The organism is Halorubrum shenae, from assembly GCF_051194165.1.
Classification (GTDB): domain Archaea; phylum Halobacteriota; class Halobacteria; order Halobacteriales; family Haloferacaceae; genus Halorubrum.
The window spans coordinates 32,485-49,310 of the sequence record NZ_JBLZNI010000015.1; the positions used below are offsets into that span (position 1 = coordinate 32,485).

At 58.4% G+C, this 16,826-nt stretch carries 12 protein-coding genes and 1 pseudogene; 4 read left to right on the forward strand and 9 right to left on the reverse strand.

The features are described 5' to 3' along the window. Window positions 1–739 precede the first annotated feature (739 nt). The 3 genes from ACNS88_RS14320 to ACNS88_RS14330 all read right to left on the reverse strand — a co-directional run bounded on the left by ACNS88_RS14320 (window position 740) and on the right by ACNS88_RS14330 (window position 3,953). Complete coding sequence (locus ACNS88_RS14320) at window positions 740–2,113, reverse strand: ATP-binding protein (protein ID WP_435099092.1); 1,374 nt, start codon at window positions 2,111–2,113, stop codon at window positions 740–742. A gap of 204 nt (window positions 2,114–2,317) precedes the next feature. After that, on the reverse strand, window positions 2,318–3,391 hold the full coding sequence (locus ACNS88_RS14325) for a hypothetical protein (protein WP_435099036.1): 1,074 nt from the start codon (window positions 3,389–3,391) through the stop codon (window positions 2,318–2,320). A gap of 310 nt (window positions 3,392–3,701) precedes the next feature. After that, on the reverse strand, window positions 3,702–3,953 hold the full coding sequence (locus tag ACNS88_RS14330; protein ID WP_435099038.1) for a hypothetical protein: 252 nt from the start codon (window positions 3,951–3,953) through the stop codon (window positions 3,702–3,704). A 450-nt stretch (window positions 3,954–4,403) separates the two neighbouring features. On the opposite strand from ACNS88_RS14330, the gene ACNS88_RS14335 reads away from it, so the two are divergent. From ACNS88_RS14335 to ACNS88_RS14350, 4 genes are all read left to right on the forward strand, one after another. After that, window positions 4,404–5,024, forward strand: coding sequence for a DUF7342 family protein (locus ACNS88_RS14335; protein WP_435099040.1), 621 nt, complete (start codon window positions 4,404–4,406; stop codon window positions 5,022–5,024). Then, on the forward strand, window positions 5,025–5,480 hold the full coding sequence (locus ACNS88_RS14340) for a toxin-antitoxin system TumE family protein (RefSeq protein WP_435099042.1): 456 nt from the start codon (window positions 5,025–5,027) through the stop codon (window positions 5,478–5,480). 139 nt (window positions 5,481–5,619) lie between these two features. Then, window positions 5,620–5,922 carry a hypothetical protein gene (locus tag ACNS88_RS14345; RefSeq protein ID WP_435099044.1) on the forward strand — a complete coding sequence of 101 codons (303 nt, stop codon included), beginning with the start codon at window positions 5,620–5,622 and terminating at the stop codon, window positions 5,920–5,922. Next, on the forward strand, window positions 5,923–6,432 hold the full coding sequence (locus ACNS88_RS14350) for a PIN domain-containing protein (RefSeq protein ID WP_435099046.1): 510 nt from the start codon (window positions 5,923–5,925) through the stop codon (window positions 6,430–6,432). Between the two features lie 904 nt (window positions 6,433–7,336). On the opposite strand, the gene ACNS88_RS14355 is transcribed toward ACNS88_RS14350, so the two are convergent. The 6 genes and pseudogenes from ACNS88_RS14355 to ACNS88_RS14380 all read right to left on the reverse strand — a co-directional run bounded on the left by ACNS88_RS14355 (window position 7,337) and on the right by ACNS88_RS14380 (window position 16,806). Then, window positions 7,337–8,419: a geranylgeranyl reductase family protein gene (locus tag ACNS88_RS14355; RefSeq protein WP_435099048.1), complete on the reverse strand. Its 1,083-nt coding sequence runs from the start codon at window positions 8,417–8,419 to the stop codon at window positions 7,337–7,339. Window positions 8,420–9,354: 935 nt separating this feature from the next. Then, a pseudogene (locus tag ACNS88_RS14360) lies at window positions 9,355–9,657 on the reverse strand (DUF7983 family protein); the annotation flags it as partial. Window positions 9,658–9,719: 62 nt separating this feature from the next. After that, window positions 9,720–11,945: a glycoside hydrolase family 113 protein gene (locus ACNS88_RS14365; protein WP_435099050.1), complete on the reverse strand. Its 2,226-nt coding sequence runs from the start codon at window positions 11,943–11,945 to the stop codon at window positions 9,720–9,722. A 159-nt stretch (window positions 11,946–12,104) separates the two neighbouring features. Further along, window positions 12,105–14,255 (reverse strand): histidine kinase dimerization/phospho-acceptor domain-containing protein, encoded by a 2,151-nt coding sequence (locus tag ACNS88_RS14370; RefSeq protein ID WP_435099052.1) that lies wholly within the window; start codon window positions 14,253–14,255, stop codon window positions 12,105–12,107. Window positions 14,256–14,272: 17 nt separating this feature from the next. Continuing rightward, window positions 14,273–16,438: a glycosyltransferase family 2 protein gene (locus ACNS88_RS14375; protein ID WP_435099054.1), complete on the reverse strand. Its 2,166-nt coding sequence runs from the start codon at window positions 16,436–16,438 to the stop codon at window positions 14,273–14,275. Beyond that, window positions 16,435–16,806, reverse strand: coding sequence for a HEAT repeat domain-containing protein (locus tag ACNS88_RS14380; RefSeq protein ID WP_435099099.1), 372 nt, complete (start codon window positions 16,804–16,806; stop codon window positions 16,435–16,437). The genes ACNS88_RS14375 and ACNS88_RS14380 overlap by 4 nt, the downstream gene beginning before the upstream one ends. Between the last annotated feature and the right edge of the window lie 20 nt (window positions 16,807–16,826).

Sequence of the window (16,826 nt, forward strand, 5' to 3'; positions counted from 1 at the left end):
TCCACATCCCAGCTAGGCGGCGTCTACAATAGACCGCCAGCGAGGGAGAGTGTTAGAAGCGATGAGCCACGTCCCTCGGGTGGCCGGTGTGTACGCCGGCGACCCTATGCAAGATGTTACCTGCGACATTTGGGAGAAACAGTTAGACTAGTATGGCTCTGTTGAAATCCTCTTCTTCAGACATATTATCGTCTGAAACAGCTGTTCGCTAAGACTGCGTTTTGAGCAGGAAGTTTATTATTCATATTGATAATAATGGACAAGACTTATTCTATGCTCCATGCGAAACGAACATATGCCACGGCGAACTGACGGACATCAATTCCACCTTGAGAAAGCTCTTGAGACGGACACTCTCGAGGAGAAGGATTTCCATATTCGACAGGCTCTCCAAATGCGTGTAGTTGACGACGAGCCGGAATAGACCTCGCAGTAGAGCCAAATCACCGAACAAATAGTATCCTACGCCGACCAATTATAGCAACTCAAACTGATCGAGCCGTTGCAAGCCTCACACGTTGTATTCAGCAGGGCCGCGTGAACATCAACGAGATCTGGCAGAATCTACAGCGATACATTTGCACTCTTCAGCGAACAGCTGTTTCGGACGAGAACCTGTCTGAAGAAGAGGATTTCAACTGAGCCACTAGGATCTATATCTAGTTAGCAGCCAGAACTCTTCGAATTCTGGCGACACCCTCAACGGCAAGCCGTGAAACGAGCGGGAGGGTGAGGTAATTCACTTGAACAGGGCAGCGAGTTCGTCTAGCCCGTACAGGTACAAGTCGGGACGCTCGTCAGCGACTGTCTGCAGCTCGTCGGTGAATCCGGCGCGCGAAAAGAGGACGTAGTTCACGTTCCGGTCGTCTCCATGCCACCGGACTTCTGATTCGAGTGCTGTGAGTTCGTCGAATACCGCGCGATCGAGAGGTGTGGACGTCCACTTGCATTCGCCGAGCAACAGCGTGTCGGTGTGTTGGTTGAGTCCGACGACGTCGATCTCCTCGCCGTCGTACCACCAGCGGCCGACGCGCGAGCAGGGCACGGGAAACACGGATGTTTGAACTGCTTGTTGACACACGGTCTCGAAGGTTCGACTCGTGTGCGTCGGGAGCGTCTCGGTAATCGCTGCTCGGACGGGTTCCGTTTGTCCCTGTTCGAGCGTTCCCTGATTCGGTGCCACGTACCGGAACCAAAATCGGAGGAAATCATCTGTCAGTCGGTACAACCCGCGACCGTCTGGGTCTGTGACTGGGTGCTCCTGCTCGAGGATCGCTAACTGCGTGAGGTTCTGGAGGTACCGGGAGAGGCTGCTTGCATCCTTGCCGATCTCGTTGGCGATTTCGGTGACACGAGTCGCTCCACCGGCAATGGCTTCAAGCATCGCCATGTACGTGGCAGGCTCACGAAGTTCCTGCCGGAGCAGGAACTCTGGCTCCTCGTAGAGGAACGCCCCTTTCGAGAGGATAGCGTCCTCGATGTTCTCGAAGAGGCTTCGGTCTGTGTCGAACTGTTCGAGATACGCGGGAACACCGCCAAGAACACTGTATATCTGGATCTGTGTCTGTAGGTCGTTATTCGGGAAGAAAGCGCGGACGTCTGTAAACGACAGCGGAGCGAGCTCCCACTGCCCGGTTCGGCGACCGTACAGTGGGCTCTCGTAGCTTAGTACGCCCTCTTCCATCATCGAGATCGACGATCCTAATAGCACGAGTGAGATCTCCGTCTCGGCGAGGACGTCGTCGACGATTGTCTGAAACACCGACGGAATGGTCTCGTCATCCGCGACGAGATACGAGAACTCGTCCAGTGCGATGGTACACGGTCCATCAACACGGGGTATAAGATACTGAAACGCCTCTTCGAAATCGTCGACATCCGGGGGAACATCATCGAACGTTTCGGCACACCGAGCCGCAAACCGCCGCGCATTATGACGCGAACCACGCTGATCACACAGATAGTATACTGAAGTTGTCTCCAGATCCTCGAGTACAGTCGTCACCAGCGTAGTTTTTCCGACCCGCCGTCGACCGTAGAGGACGAGTAGCTGTCGTTCCTCCCGTGAGAGATGTGACGTGAGCCACTCCAGTTCATCGCCTCTGTTAATCATTATGTGTACGATAATATAATCGCGTGCATAATAGGTGTTCGGGTGACACGCAGCAAGCAAAACCTGTCGGAGCGGTGACGCTCCACGAAGGTACCGGATGCATTACCTCACTCAAATCAAAGACTGGCACACAGCTCCGGTTCAGCGTGACGCCGTCGAGTGAGATGGACACATCGGCCGTGTCATGCACGCAAGAAGGAATTTCTACGAGAGGTGTTGCCAGATCGTCGTCGGGTCGGCGTCGTTCAGTTCGGCGTTCGTCTCCATCTTTCGGAGTTCCGTGACACACCGCTTGGCGACGAGTGGGTAGACATCTGTGGGCGTGAACTCGAAATCAAGTCGCATGATCTCCTGCCAGTGTTCGGCCCAAATATCCTCGACGACCCGTGGATACAGATCTTCCACGAGGTGAAGCCCAAACTCGTGACCCTCTTCAATGACGAGTGATCGGACCATCTTGCGGATCCGGGCGGATGTACAGTACATCGCGACGAGCTGTTCAGCACCTGTCTCCGCGTCATCTGGATCTTGACCGAACTGCTCACGATTCAATTCTTCGAACGCGTTGCGGACCACTTTGACGCGGCGGTCGTGGCTGTCACTACGGATGACGACGCCCTCCGCACGGACATCGCCGGCAAGCGACGACCGTGGAACGGTGTAGTTCTCGGGATCGAACGTGGTCGTCTCGGCGAGGATCGCCGCAGGAACGAACGCGCGATCAGGGGATGCGTTCTCGATCCGGATCCGGTCAAAGATGCGCCAAGCCGCCTTGATCGGGAGGAATCCCTCGAAAGTCTCGGCGTATGGACTTCCTGGTGGCGTCATCGAGTCGATGGCCGCGTAAGGAAGGACGTCGAAGCCGACCAGTGCGGGGAGATCGCGTTCGGTGTATCCGTAGTCCAGCGTCGAGTACACCAGGTTCTCTGCGTACACGATGAGCGGGCTGCCGTGTTCGTCGTGGGATCGACGGAGAGCATCCACGTCGATCCCGTCACGGAGACACCGAACGGCTCGGTGGAGTGCCCCGTCAATATCTTCGAGATCGTCGCGATGACAGCCCATGATGGAACGCCGCGTCCCGAAGACGAGACTTCCATCTCCGTCGGCAGCGTTCACGACGGGAGCGGGATACGATGACGCGTGACGCTCATCATACAGCGTGAAGCGGAACGAACTCCCGTCGAATTTCTCAAGGACGACCAAGTCCTCGGTGTCGAAAAGCGACTCGGGGACGACCGGGTGATCGTATCGTGGGATTTTGGGGTAGACTTTCATCCGTCAGTGGCAGAGTGTTGTGAGAGGTCAGGTATCGCTATTTGTAGCGCACTCAACTCCATCCCACGTTCGAACGGCGTCGCCGACGCCCGTCTGAAACTCATCGACAGGCGTGGTACGAACACTCGAGGGCATCGGACCGTAGTCGTCCCACTCTGCAGTATAGCGGACAACTCTCGATCGGAGACGGCCGTCTGCCGAGTCCGGGTCGTACGTTTCGAAGATGTGGTGAACGCCGAGTACGAGTACATCTCCGAGTTCATCGTGTCGGTAGATCGTGTGTTCAGTGAGGTTCATGTGTTCGACGCGATCAGTCGAGCTCCGCATCCGGTCGATCGATACCGTCTTCGAGGTCGGTGAGATCGCGTTCGAGTCGATCGATATGCGTTTCGAGGTCTTCGACGCTCATCAGGGCGAGACGAAGGAACGCCTCGTCTCGCTCCGGCATCAACGGAAGGCGGCTCTCCGATGATGGCAGGCCGTTCGACTGTCGTGCGCGTTTGCGGACGAGTTCTTCACGAGCGCCGCGCAGTTCTCGACGGAGGAGTTCGTCATCGTTCATGGTAGGCACACACCTGAGTACAGCCCACTACGGCCCTGGAAGGGCGGTCGCACGGACCGTCTCACCGAGTGCGTGGTTTTCCGACCAACGCCCGAGCGCTCATGTCAACTTGTTCCGGGGGTCACGGTAAATGCTTTCCGTGGAATACTGACGTCGTTTTCGCCGTCGCATTCGGGTCATAGCCCTCGGGTGCGCGATGTCCGGTTCCGCCTGCAGGACAGCGCGAGCCCAGCCTCAACGACTCGCACTGGTCGGTGTGCGTGATCAACGCGTCCACAGGCAAGTCGGCGACGCAACGGTCTGTGCGCTCTCGCCCCCATTGTAGGCAGCCAAACGGTGTGCAGGAGCACCTCGTGTCGATCACTGACGGCAACCGCAAAGCATATGTGGTAAATATTAGTTTTTTCTAGGAAAGTATTTTATCTCTAGGAATGTTAGTCGCTGATATACATGACCACAACTGACGCTCCCCACGAACTGTGGGAGGGAGACGTGAATGAGGCCGCTATTGAGGAGTGGAAGGCGGATACAACCACATTCGACCGCGTCCGGCACGTCAGTGACGTCACCACCGAGCCGCAAGCCGTCAGTACAATAGCCGAACGAGCACATGTGAGTGAACCGACCGCGCGAAAATACCTCTCTATACTGGCGGAAACTGGCCGCGTCAAAGTAATTAACACGGATTCGGGAACCCGGTATATGCGTGCCCCCCAAATGCTAGCAATGAAGCGTATCGCAGCGATTCATCGTGAACATACCAAGAACGAAATACGAGACGCAATTCGAGACCTCAAAACGGAACTGAACAGCTTCCGAGAGCAGTACGACGTTGCTGACGTCGACGAGCTTACTCTCGAACTCGAACCCGGCGACGACGGTTGGCAAGACATCACCCGCTGGCAACAGATCGAACAGAATCTCGAGATTGCACAGGCCGCACTCTCACTCTACGACTTCGATCCTGATGATAGCCACGCCGCTGCGGCTCGTGTTGCTGACACCGGTCGTGTCATTGGATCGGATGAGTACGGAGCACTCAGCGATGATAGCGAGCGATCAACGGCGTAGATGGAGCCTGACACAGATATCGAGGGGGAAGTCGGGCCGCTAGACGAGACAGCGGTAGAACAGATTCGAGACGAGTTCACAACGCTGGATGGTCTCGTCATCGAAGCAGGGTTCGACAGCCTACTGGACCCGACAAAACTCGTCGTACGACTCGATGACGGCATCGGAGATGCGGACTCCTGTCGATTCGATATTCGATGGTACCAAACTGGATACTACAATTTTCACCATACTGACGAACAGGATGTCAACTTCCGGTTTGATTTCCATCCCAAACCGGACGCTCCGAACAAGCATTTTCACAAACCACCCGATGCGCCGTCAGAGCACCCGCAGCGGTCCTGTATTACTGTCACAGAGCCCAGGCAGGTGACACGTGCTGTACATTCTCTCTGGCGGCGTGCATACGAGGAGAATTCTGTTAAACAGCTGAACGAAGCAGAAAATCCGCCGTAACGAGGCAGGTCCCCCGAACCACCGTCGCGGATTCGAGCGGCCGTCTCGAGGTACAGGCCGTCTTTGCTGCGCAAATCGAATGAGGCTCACATCGTACACACGAAAACAACTATGTGTGTTGGCTCACATTGTACACATAATGAGCACCGACAAAAAGCGCGTGCAATTTCGGGCCCCTAATCGGCTCATCGATCGGGCTGATGCGCTCGCCGCTGTTCTCGGAGAAGACCGGACAGACGTCCTCGTGACTGCGCTTCGAGAGTATCTCCAAGACGCGACGCACGACGATACACTCATCCAAGAGATCGCTGCTGCCTACTACGACGATGAGATCGCCTATGAGCAGCTCAAAGCACTCGTCGGGGCCGAAGAAGCTGCCAACCTCCGTGTGTTGAAACAGCAGTTGGACGAAGATTTCAGTGATGAGGTCGCCGACGTATAGATGGGAGGGCTTGTCGCAGACACATCCGCTCTCGTGAGTCTGGGTATTGTTTCGGACTCCGACCCAAATCCACTCACACTCTGTCTCAACTACTATGATGTGTTCATCCCGGCGGAGGTCGTCGAAGAACTCCGAGAGATTGCCTCGTACGATGATCAGCATGGGCAAGCGGCAACCACAGTCCTTGATCAAACTGCCGAGCTAACAGTCCGATCGGTGGATCTGGATGCCGAGTTCCCACTCGATGATGGCGAGAACGCTGCCGTTACACTTGCAAACGAGATTGATGCTGCTCTCTTCCTCTGTGATGAATTCAATCGTCTTGGTCTCATTCACGCCTCACTGGTCGACACACGACTCGTGACGACGCCGACACTGCTCTCGGTATTCGTTCGAACGGAGCAATTGACGCCCGATGAGGCACGCACCCTCCTCGAAAACATCAGCATTGCTCGAAGTTGGAACGCGAACAGCTATGTCCAACGAGCACACTCACTACTTGAAGACTAGCAGCAAAACCCCAAACCACTGCCACTGGAAGCGCCACCCAGGGCGGCTGGAGTCGCTCATCTCGATCCAACCATGTGTCCGGTTTCTCAGCTACCCCCAGGGATATCCACCGCTACCGGTTCAGTCGTCGACGACGAACAAAATGATTCACCGCCAACCACACTAACGGTCCCACCGTGGTACCGTCACGCGGTGAGCAGCAGTCCGAGTGCGATGGCTGACCCGATTGGCGTGGCGTATTCGAGGACGAGACAGTGACCGTGTCAATCGCAAGTGTGAGCATGCTAGATTGTGACCGATCGGTATTAACCAACAATACCGGCCAAATCACTCGGTGTGTTGGTTAAGACGTCGTTGCCGTAATCAGAACACGGTCGTTGAAGTAGCATCACCGATTTTCTGGCGGGCACGGACCAATCCGATCAAGGTACTCCCCCTCCCTTTTCTCTCCAATTCTGAATAGCAGCGCGGAGTGACCTCCTCCCCGTTGTAAACGACGGGGCTTCCCACGGCACCGTACCGCTGGTTTGGGATATTTGCTGGTTGACGACTCGTCGGCATAACGAGCCGATGGCGGGGCCACACCGCCGTTACTCCTATCCCCGGCAGGGGGACTCGGAGTTATCTTGACCGAGACACCACAGCGGTTCGAGAGGGTGTCTCGAACGTTCTGGTTCTCGGAGTCCCGATATTGTGCATTTAGGTGGCGGTGAAACCGCCTCGGTGTAAGTTATGCTACAACGTGGCGCTACATAAATATCCGTATTAGCAGCAGAACGTGGTCTGTGGAGGACTTGTCGGATTCACTCCCGCCGTAAACGGTGGGATTCTCTCCTCGAAGAAAGATAGCCAGCAAACTCACTCAGACCCGCTGCACGATCCACAAACCGCGCTGGCGAACTGGTCAGGAGAACAGCCGGCGCAGCTGTGCTCGAGAGAAGAACGAGCTTGGCCGGTCCATGTGCACCCCGATTTCGCCGTCGAGCGCTCGCAAGCCAGCGTGCTGGAGCGGTTCGGGCAGCGAGTAACACCGCCGAATCAGTGCCCCAAGCCGGATCTCTGTGGCGAGTTCGTCGCGCCAGGCGCACTCATACGCTGCTAGTGTGGCCGGATCTGCCGGGTCGATCGTCGCTGCGGCCGTGTCAGCGGCGGTCATGCTGTACAGAATCCCACCCCCAGTGAACGGCTTGGTCTGAGCCGCCGCATCCCCAATGAGAAAGACGCGATCGGTGGTGACCGAATCTGGTGGCCCAATCGGAATCGTACCTGAACACCGTCGATCTGGGTCGACGTCGTATGCCGTTGTGAGTTGGTCAAACAGTGCGGATACCTCCGCTCCGGGTGGGGCTGCCAACCCGTACTCGACACCGGCGTCGCCGCGTGGAATCCGCCAGGCAAAAAAGGTTGGCGCGGTGAGATGGACATCGACCCGGTCGCCGTCATCTGGGTTGTCAGTGAACGCTAACACGCCGTGCAGCTGCTCGCTCGGGCTCTCGAGGCCAACGCTCTGGCGGACACGCGAGGTAGGCCCGTCACAGCCGGCGACCATCCGCCCCTCCACTGTTGTCTGGGTTCCATCCGGTGTTGCAACTGTCACGGCAACCTGTTCGTCCTGCTCGTCGATCTCGACGACAGTGTGGTGGGTCCGGAGATCAGCACCGGCGGCTGCCGCCCGCTGGGCAAGGTGGGTGTCGAGCCCGACACGGTCGATCACATGCGAGATCGTCTCTGATTTATAGAATGGGTAAGCCTCGGACCCTGGCCCGCCTACGTGAAAGCGGGCACCTGAGATGCGATTCTGCAGGAGTTCGGACTGGGCCCCTGCAGGGAGATATTCCCAGACATCCGTCGACACGTGACCCGAACAGGCAAGTGGCCGCCCAACCTCGCCTTTCTCAAGCAGTAACACCTCACGGCCGGCGGTGGCCGCCCGATACGCAAACCGAGAGCCTGGTGGGCCAGCCCCTACCACAATGAAGTCGTACACACTGCATACCAGCGTCGCTAGGCTAAAAGACGCACCTCTCTGTGTCTGTCGTACTGTTTAGTTAAATAATTGTTAGATAGTGTCGGGACAGATATAGCAATTCAGACTTCTACTGAGTACAATGTGGTGTGTTTCACGTGGAGATCGCAGGTCAGATCGGAGCTCCCCTGACGCCTCCATGGGACGTCTATTGATCGGCAGATCGTCTGTATCTTGCACAGTGTTCCTGACAGTACCTCGGTAGTTCGCTCAGAGGCTGCTGGATACAGCGCGCGAATGTGGTGCGAACAAGGCCAATCTTCGGGAGAGAGCGATCGGTCAGTACAGGGAGTACACATACGACTCCCAGAAAGACAGTCGAGTGACTGTTATCGGGTTTCGAACGACACCCCATCGGGATTGAGAGTGGCATGGATAACAGCGGATTTATCGACAACGACGGTCGATTCTCCGCCAACGTTCGCCTCCTGAGCAGTAATTTTGATTCGAGACTCGCGGGATTCGCCAAGTGGATACGAGAGCGTAGTCGTTTCCTCAGCTCTAAGTGAGCGGTCTGTACGCATCACCATCCGCATATCCGACACTCTGGTAATATCGATTTTGACAGTCGCTCTCTGATTCAACTCGTTGTTGATCATCAAGCTCTGATTTCCCAACCCCAGACGTCCGGCAGCGTCCAATAGAGACACTCCAATGGGAACGAGCATCTGACGCCGAGTGGAGGGCATACAGGCACGTTCAAAAGATATCGCTAACCAATTTTGATTTACACTTCATTGGATGGTACTCTAGTGGTACATAAACACCCGCCTCAAGGAAGGTCCGGATGTAGTAGCATTTAGCCACCGACCGTAGCCGGTGTGTCGTCCCCCAATGGGTACTGCAGGACAGCTCTTCCTCAGCTACAGCTGTGGCAGTATCCTCCCAGACACTGGCTACCCACCAGTTGAACGAGTATGATAAGATGTTCCGGAGTCAAAGCCAGCGAGTTCGGTAATACGCTGTTCTAACTCTTTGATTTCGGCTTAGAGTTCGGTTGTGTTTTCCTCGACTCCGGCTAACTGGTTTTTGGGCCCTTGGAAACGAATTTGTTTCATCTCTTCGTCGACATCTGTCTTACGTACGTATTCGCCCTCCTCGATATTATAAACGTCGGATTCAGAGAGTAACGTTACCTCCAACGCGTCGTCGAGTTTGCTCATGTCGACGGTCATCACCCGCTCGGCGTCGATCCCTTCTGTAACCGGTCACCCAGCGGGCAGCGTAGACCAAGTGCCACAAGGTGCGACCTCGAAACGGTTCACTCTTGATTTGCGTACCGTCCGAAAACCTCACCAACTACGTGGCCCGACTCTTTGAGCCGCTCTGTGTACGCAGGCTGGTTCCATGTCGGCGGGACGAACGATAGTGATTGTAGCTGCTCATCTACAATACGAGGGACCGCATGCGTTAGGTTCGTCGGAGCATCAAGTATAGTGGCCGTTCCATTGGAGTCGCTCGGCACGTATGAGGCCGCAGCGACCGCAATTTCGTCGAAGGTCTCGTATGCCTCCAGCCCGTCGCTCCAGAAATCCCCAAGCCGTCGCCGGCGGCTCGGGTCAGCTACATTAAGTAGAAGCCACGGGAGCCGGATCTCAATTGCGTCGGTGGAAGGTAAGACATGAACGTCTGCGAGCGAATCGTACGCCGGAGCGTCTGGATTGCCGTTCCCGTAGCGGAGCGCCCCCGTCTCAACGGATTCGAAGGAGACACGCTCTCCCGTCTCCGGAACAGTGTATCCGCGATTGATCACCATCCGTAGCGGCGTGAAGGCACCGGGGTCGGGATTACGGTACTGTTCGAGACCGAGTCCAGCCTCAGTGCCGTACTCGTAGGCGAACACGTCGTATCGCGGATCGACGGTGACCCGGGACGCGTCGGGACCGCCAAGCCGGACGACGAAGTCCGCCGGTGCCGTCGCCGAAAGGGAAGATGGGAGCTCGCGCTCTCCGCGGTCGGGGAGCCCGAGTGTGACGATGTAGTTGGTCGCGTCCCAATCAACTCCCCCACCAAGGTCAGCGAACTCGAGACGGAGAGAGAGATACGCTACGTCGCTCGTGACTCGAACGGCAGTCAACTCACGCAGTGGGTCTGCACCGTCATCGAGCCGGATTGGGTCACCGTCAGGGGTCGCGACGGCTGCGTCTGCCCACGCCTCGCTCGATCCGTCCAGTGGAACTGCGCCAGCCAGGTCGAACGAGAGGAGTCCAAACCGTTGTTCGGGTGTCTGGACGTTCGACCAGTACGGACGACGGTTGGGATCAGAGAAGGGGGCAAGGTTCCACGTCCGCTTAAACCACTCATCGTGCCAGCTGAACACGATTCCGCCGGCAGTGTCTGCCTCGCGGACGTCCTCGTACATTCGGGCGACGATTGTGCCTTGTTCGGCCTCGGTGTGACGGCCTTGATCGCGTCCATGAACGTCTCGCTGGGCGATCCCACGCGAAGAGGGAACGCCGAATTCGGCCACAAGAAGTGGGTGGTCCGTGGCGTCAACGAGGTCGTTCAGGTAGCCTGCGTAGCTGTTTGGCTCGCCACGGTGGTCGACGTAGTTCACGTACTCTGGCGTTTCATTGAGAAGCGGCGGATAGTACGGGTAGACGTGATACGCCGCGAACGTACCGGCGTCGTATGCATCGGTCGCGCTGATAGCATCAGGGTCGACTGACACCGCGTCCTCCGCGTGAAACGGCTCGTACGGGTGATCAAGCGGGTCGGTCGTCACCCAGTTTGTGAACCCGGCCGGCCGCTGGGCGTTGTACGTTGCCATTTCATATTCCGTGACTGCGTCGAGTCGTTCGGCGAGCCACGCCTCGAACGGGCGTGCATCCGGCGCGGTCAGATACGTCCCCTCGTAGCCGTCGTCGTTCTCGCGGTTCGTCTCGGCGACGACCGCCGACGGCCACTCGAGACCGAGAATGTACCCGGCGACGTAATCGCTCACGTCCGTGTCGTACGTCCCGCTCGCATAGCCGGGTTCAGGCGGGATTGTCGTCTCACCGTGGATGACATCCACGACCTGTCTGACCGAGCGGTCGAAGGCCGCTGACAGGGTGGTGACATCACCCGCCTCACGCAGGGTCCCTTCTCCGATCCAGTTGCCGTGGATCACGTAGATCGGATCGGTATGCTCGCGGTTGTATGCCGCGAGCGCCCGGTAGAACGCTGGCGGGTGAACCGTGTAGACGCGGATGACGTTGATGTGTAACTCACCCATCATCGCCAGCCAGCGGTCGTACTCTGCCCGGCTGAGTGCCGCTTCACCGGGGAAGTGCCCGGGCTTTGCCATCCCGAGGTTTACCCCGCGGACGGGAACCGGTGTGAACGCGTCGTCGCCGACGCTCGCCTCGAACCCCGCGTCGCCGATCCGAAACCGGCGTGGAGACGGAGGTTGCGTGTCGCTGTTAGGCTCATCCCGCGAGCCACAGCCCGCGGTGCCGATCGCTCCCGCGACACCGACTGTCCCGAGGAACCTGCGTCTGCGCACAACTGACTCTGTTGTTGCAGATACTAAACGCTACCACGTCCCACTCGCTGTCAGTCGGACTGAATTGACGATGTCCCGGTCGCTACTGTCATCCGCAGCAACGAGTATTCAGCGGTCGTGTACAGCTCCGACTCGCGCTCTGTTCCAGGTACGCTTGATTCACGGGTCATTCCCCCGTTGACCGGTTCGGATTTCGATGCGTGCACCTTGGTCTGTGGCGGGGGCCGAGAGGTCCCACCCGTGTGCTTCCACGACTTCGGTAACGCTCATGAGCCCGATTCCCGTTCCCGATAACTCGTCCGTTTCCTCGAGTTCCGCTAACTCCGTCCGGATCTCCTCGGGAAACCCCGGCCCGTCATCGGCGACGTAGAACCCCTCCTCGGCAGCAATGGTGCCGACCTCAACAGTAACATCGTCGCCGCCGTGTTCGACGCTGTTGCGGAAGAGATTGCCGAACAGTTGCAGCAACCGTGTCTCGTCCGCCTGTATCTCACCGAGCGAGTCGCCCGTCACCAAGGTCGCGTCCGGGACGTCGGTATACGACCACGCCTCTTCCACGATTGCTTGTAATTGGTGGGTGCGTCTGTTGACTGGCTGGCGGTCACCGCGTGCGATCATCAGCAACTCGTCAATGAGTTCTTCGATCCGGTCCAGGGACTGCTCGACGCGCTCGAAATACTGTGGCTCGTTCGTTTCACGGCCGATTTCGAGGAAGCCGACGGCTCCCGCCAGTGGATTCCGAAGGTCGTGCGCAACGATGTCAACAAACTCCTCGAGACGTTCGTTCTGTTGTTGAAGCGTTTCACCACGCGCGGCGAGCCGTTCTTCGCGCTTGACTGCGGTTATGGCTTCCGTGACCAACGCCTCAAGCAGTCGGAGACTTTCGACGTCGACCTCGTCGAACGCACGTGGTTCGGTCGCGGCACTCGTGATAATGCCATACGTTCCGCAGGGAACGTGGACCTCTGATCGCAGTAGCGTCTCCGGGTTGTACGGTTCATGCTGTTCCGTCAGGTCCTCGTGGTACCGGATTTCGCCACTGTCGAAACTCTCCCACAGCAGTGCGTCGCCTCGCTCAAACGTCGGGGCGTCCCCGACAATCCGGACTGCTTCGTCGCTTTCAGCCACCGGGCGTAACACGTCTTCGGTGGCGTCGTGCTCCCAGAATGCACTCACTGAGAGATCGAACAGGTCCGCATTCGTCTCGATCGTGATGTCTGCGACTTCCGTCATCGTTTCAGCAGTCAGCAAGCGCTGTGATATCTCGTGGAGACCTTTCAAGCGGTCTTCGAACCGCTGCCGTTCGAGCTCGTACCCAGCCCACTGTCCGAGGAGCTTGACCACTTCTCGCTCGCTGGCGGTAAAATCCCGGTCACGGTCGTGCGGAGCCGCAAAGCAAAACGTCCCGTAGAGGATCTCTCTGACTCTGATTTTCGTCCCGACGTAACAGCCCAACTCGAACAGTTCGTACGCCGGATCGTCCTCACCCAGTTCCGCTCGCGCGTCCTGCATACCGACTAAGTCGTCGCTTTCGATGGTTTTCCGACAGTACGACTGGTTTAGTGGTGCCGATTCGTCCGGCTGGAGGAGTTCGTGATCGCCAATGGAGTGGACGATCTCCTGGACGTCTTCGTCCACTCTCGTGAGGAATCCATACGGGAGATCTAGATACTCACACCCGATGGAAAGGATGCGTTCAGACTTTTCTTCGAACGAGAGACCGGTCTCTGTACCGACTTCGTAAAGTTCGGCGAGGACCGCCTGTTTTCGTTCTGCCGCGCGGGCCCTCTGCTCCCGCTCTGTCACGTCCCGAACGACACCGACGATGTCCTTCGTGCCGTCGTCGTGGATGTGTTGTGAGAGTCGAACGTCTACCATCCGTTCGGTTTCTTGGCCAATCTCGAACGTCAGCGTCTTGTCTTGGAGTTCGTTGTCGGCAAAGCCGTCGATGGCCGTCACGAACCGACCGAACTCCTCGGACTGAACGAGCTCTGACTCGACCAGTGTGTCGAACGTCTCGCCGACCAGTTCGTTCTGTTGATGCCCGACCAGAGAGCAAAGCGAGTCGTTGACGTAGGTGATGGTCCCGTCCAGATTGATAACGAAGACGCCGTCTTGAACGGCTCCGATGATAGATCGGTAGATATTGCTTCTCTCTTCGCGGCCCCCCAACGCGTCGGGAGGAGGGTCTGTGCTCATAGCTATACGACGTGTTGCCGGAACAAAGGATATGCGTTTTTGTTCCACTGAGTCAAGCCACCGTAGATGGCGGTGTATTTCCGTGAAATAAACGCCGCCGAGTCGGTTCACAAAGCGCCGGACGCAGATTAGGTCGCGTCGGAATCCGTCGTCACACCCCCGGTCGGGACCGTTACCTGACCGACATCAACGGGTCTCTCCACCCACGCGAATCCGGTGTCGTCGGTGTCGTCGGTGTCGTCGTCGAGGTGCCGAAGCAAGACGAATCCCGTGTCTGTGGTGCTGTCACGAGCCTCACGGAGCCAGACGAACCCGGAATCATCGTTCGGAGCGGTTTTCGCACCGTCTGGGTCCGGTGTCGCCACCCAGACGAACCCGACGTCGCCGATCCCGTCAGCAGTGTTCCGGGTCCAGACGAACCCCCCATTACCGACACCGAGGGTGGGATCGGTCGTCCAGACGAAGCCGCCATCGCCGACCCCGTCGCTGAACGCTGCCGTGAACGCAATACGGGCCTCGCCGTTCGGTTCGGCTGTGAGGACGAAGCCGCCGTCGCCGGCGCCACGGGCGGGTTCGGTCGTCCAGACGAAGCCGCCGTCATCGGCGCCCTTGCTGAAGTCGGTCGTCCAAACGAAGCCGCCGTCGCCGACGCCGACCGAGAGGTCAGCCGCCGTTAGCACTCGTCCCGTGCTCTCGTCGGCTGCGAGCCGGCTGAGCCACCTGAACCCCTCTGTCTCGGGAGCCTCATCGAGCCAATCAACCCAGACGAAGCCGCTCTCGTCGCTCGTTGCCGCCGACGCGTCAGAGTGTGCAGCCGGGTCGTCACGTGAACGCGCAGGCACCGCTGCTGTGGCTCCAGCTGCGGCGGCTGTGTCTGTATCTGCTCCAAACCCTTGCCGTTCCATAACACCCCAAGACTGCTCGCCGCGGAGATACTCGATGAGCCCGTGCCACGCGACGATCGTCTTCCACTGCCGGTAGCCGAAGTTTTCCAAGATGCCGTACCAGAGCAGCCGTGCGACGTCCCACGGCGACTCGTACCGGTTGAAGCTCCACACTTCGCTGAACACACCGAACCACGAGAGGAAGATGCCGACACCGACGGTGAGGAGCAGAAAGGTGAGAAAGAACTCGATGTCCAGGAGTCCGAAGTACCAAGCAAGCGGGAGCAGGATGTAGCCGAACCCTTCGATGAGCGGGCCGAGCGCTTCGGCGGCGGTGAAAAACGGGAGGATAACCGTGCCGACGCGGCCGTACGCACGCCGGAAAAAGAGCCCACGACTAGCAACGACCGTCTCAATCATCCCACGGTACCACCGGCGACGCTGTCGGCCTAACGACTGGAGTGACTCGGGGACCTCCGTCCACGCGACCGGCTCTGGCACGTAATCAATACGGTAGTCGATGTCTTCGTCCGAGAGGTACTCGTGGAGCCGGACGACCACGTCGAAGTCTTCGGTGATGGTATCGTGTCGGTAGCCGCCGATCGCACGCACATGGTCGGTCCGGAAGACGCCGAACGCACCGGAGATGAGGATGAGCCCATTCACCCGGCTGAACCCGAGCCGGCCCGAGTAAAACGCGCGGAGATACTCCATCACCTGCACGCCGGCAACCCCCGTCTTCGGGAGATTGACCTCTTTGATCTGGCCTTCTTGAATGACACACTCGTTCGCCACGCGGATAGTCCCGCCGCTCGCGACCGTCCGTGACGGGTCCTCTAAGAACGGCGCAACCACCTCTAACAGCGCGTCACGGTCGATGACGGTGTCGGCGTCAACCGCACAGAACAACTCTTGATCGGTGAGCCAGACGCCGGCGTTGAGCGCGTCGCTTTTCCCGCCATTCTCCTTGTCGACGACGAGCAGGTTTTCGTGCGTCGCCGAGCGGTAGATGTCTCGGATGGGTTCGGACGGCACATCGTACGGGATCGTGGTATCGACCGGTCGGAGGCCAAATGCCTCCGTCAGGCGCTCTAACGTGGTGTCCGTCGATCCGTCGTTCACGACGACAATCTCCTGATCGGGGTAGTTGAGCGCAAGCATCGACCGGACGCTCTCAACGATCGATGCCGCCTCGTTGTACGCCGGGACGACCATGGCGACACCCGGATAAAACGGAGAGTCGAACGGCCGAAACGACGGCTTCCAGTTCGACTCTCGGATGCTGTCACGGAGTTCGAACAACGCGAGCACGTGGATGATCAGATACCCGACGTTGATCAGCAGATAGTACGCGACGATAAACACGCCCGAGCCGACGACGAGCGTCGTGGCCACGCTCTCGACCGTCATCCTCGCGCCTCCCGGAGAATCCGGTCGCGCTCCGCCGAGATATCACGTGCCAGCCGGTCGAATCTGGCGTGTTCGCGCGCCCACCGCCACGCGGTCTCGACAGCGTCCGTGTCGGGGGCAACCGGCTCGGCGTCTGCCGGTGGGACCCCGTCGTAGTCGGGTGGCAACCGGAGGGGACTCTCACCGCTTTCCGACCGCTGTGAGATGAGCGTCTCGGCGGCCGCGACTCGCGCCCGTGGGTCGGGTTCGACACCGTACCCGCGTTCGAGCGCGGTGATCGCGTCGGGGTCACCCCACAGCCCCAGCGCCCGGTAGGCGCGTGTCCGAACCGTCGGATCGGAATCGTCGCCGATCGCCGTGAGGTCGATCCGGTCGCGGACCTGTCTGC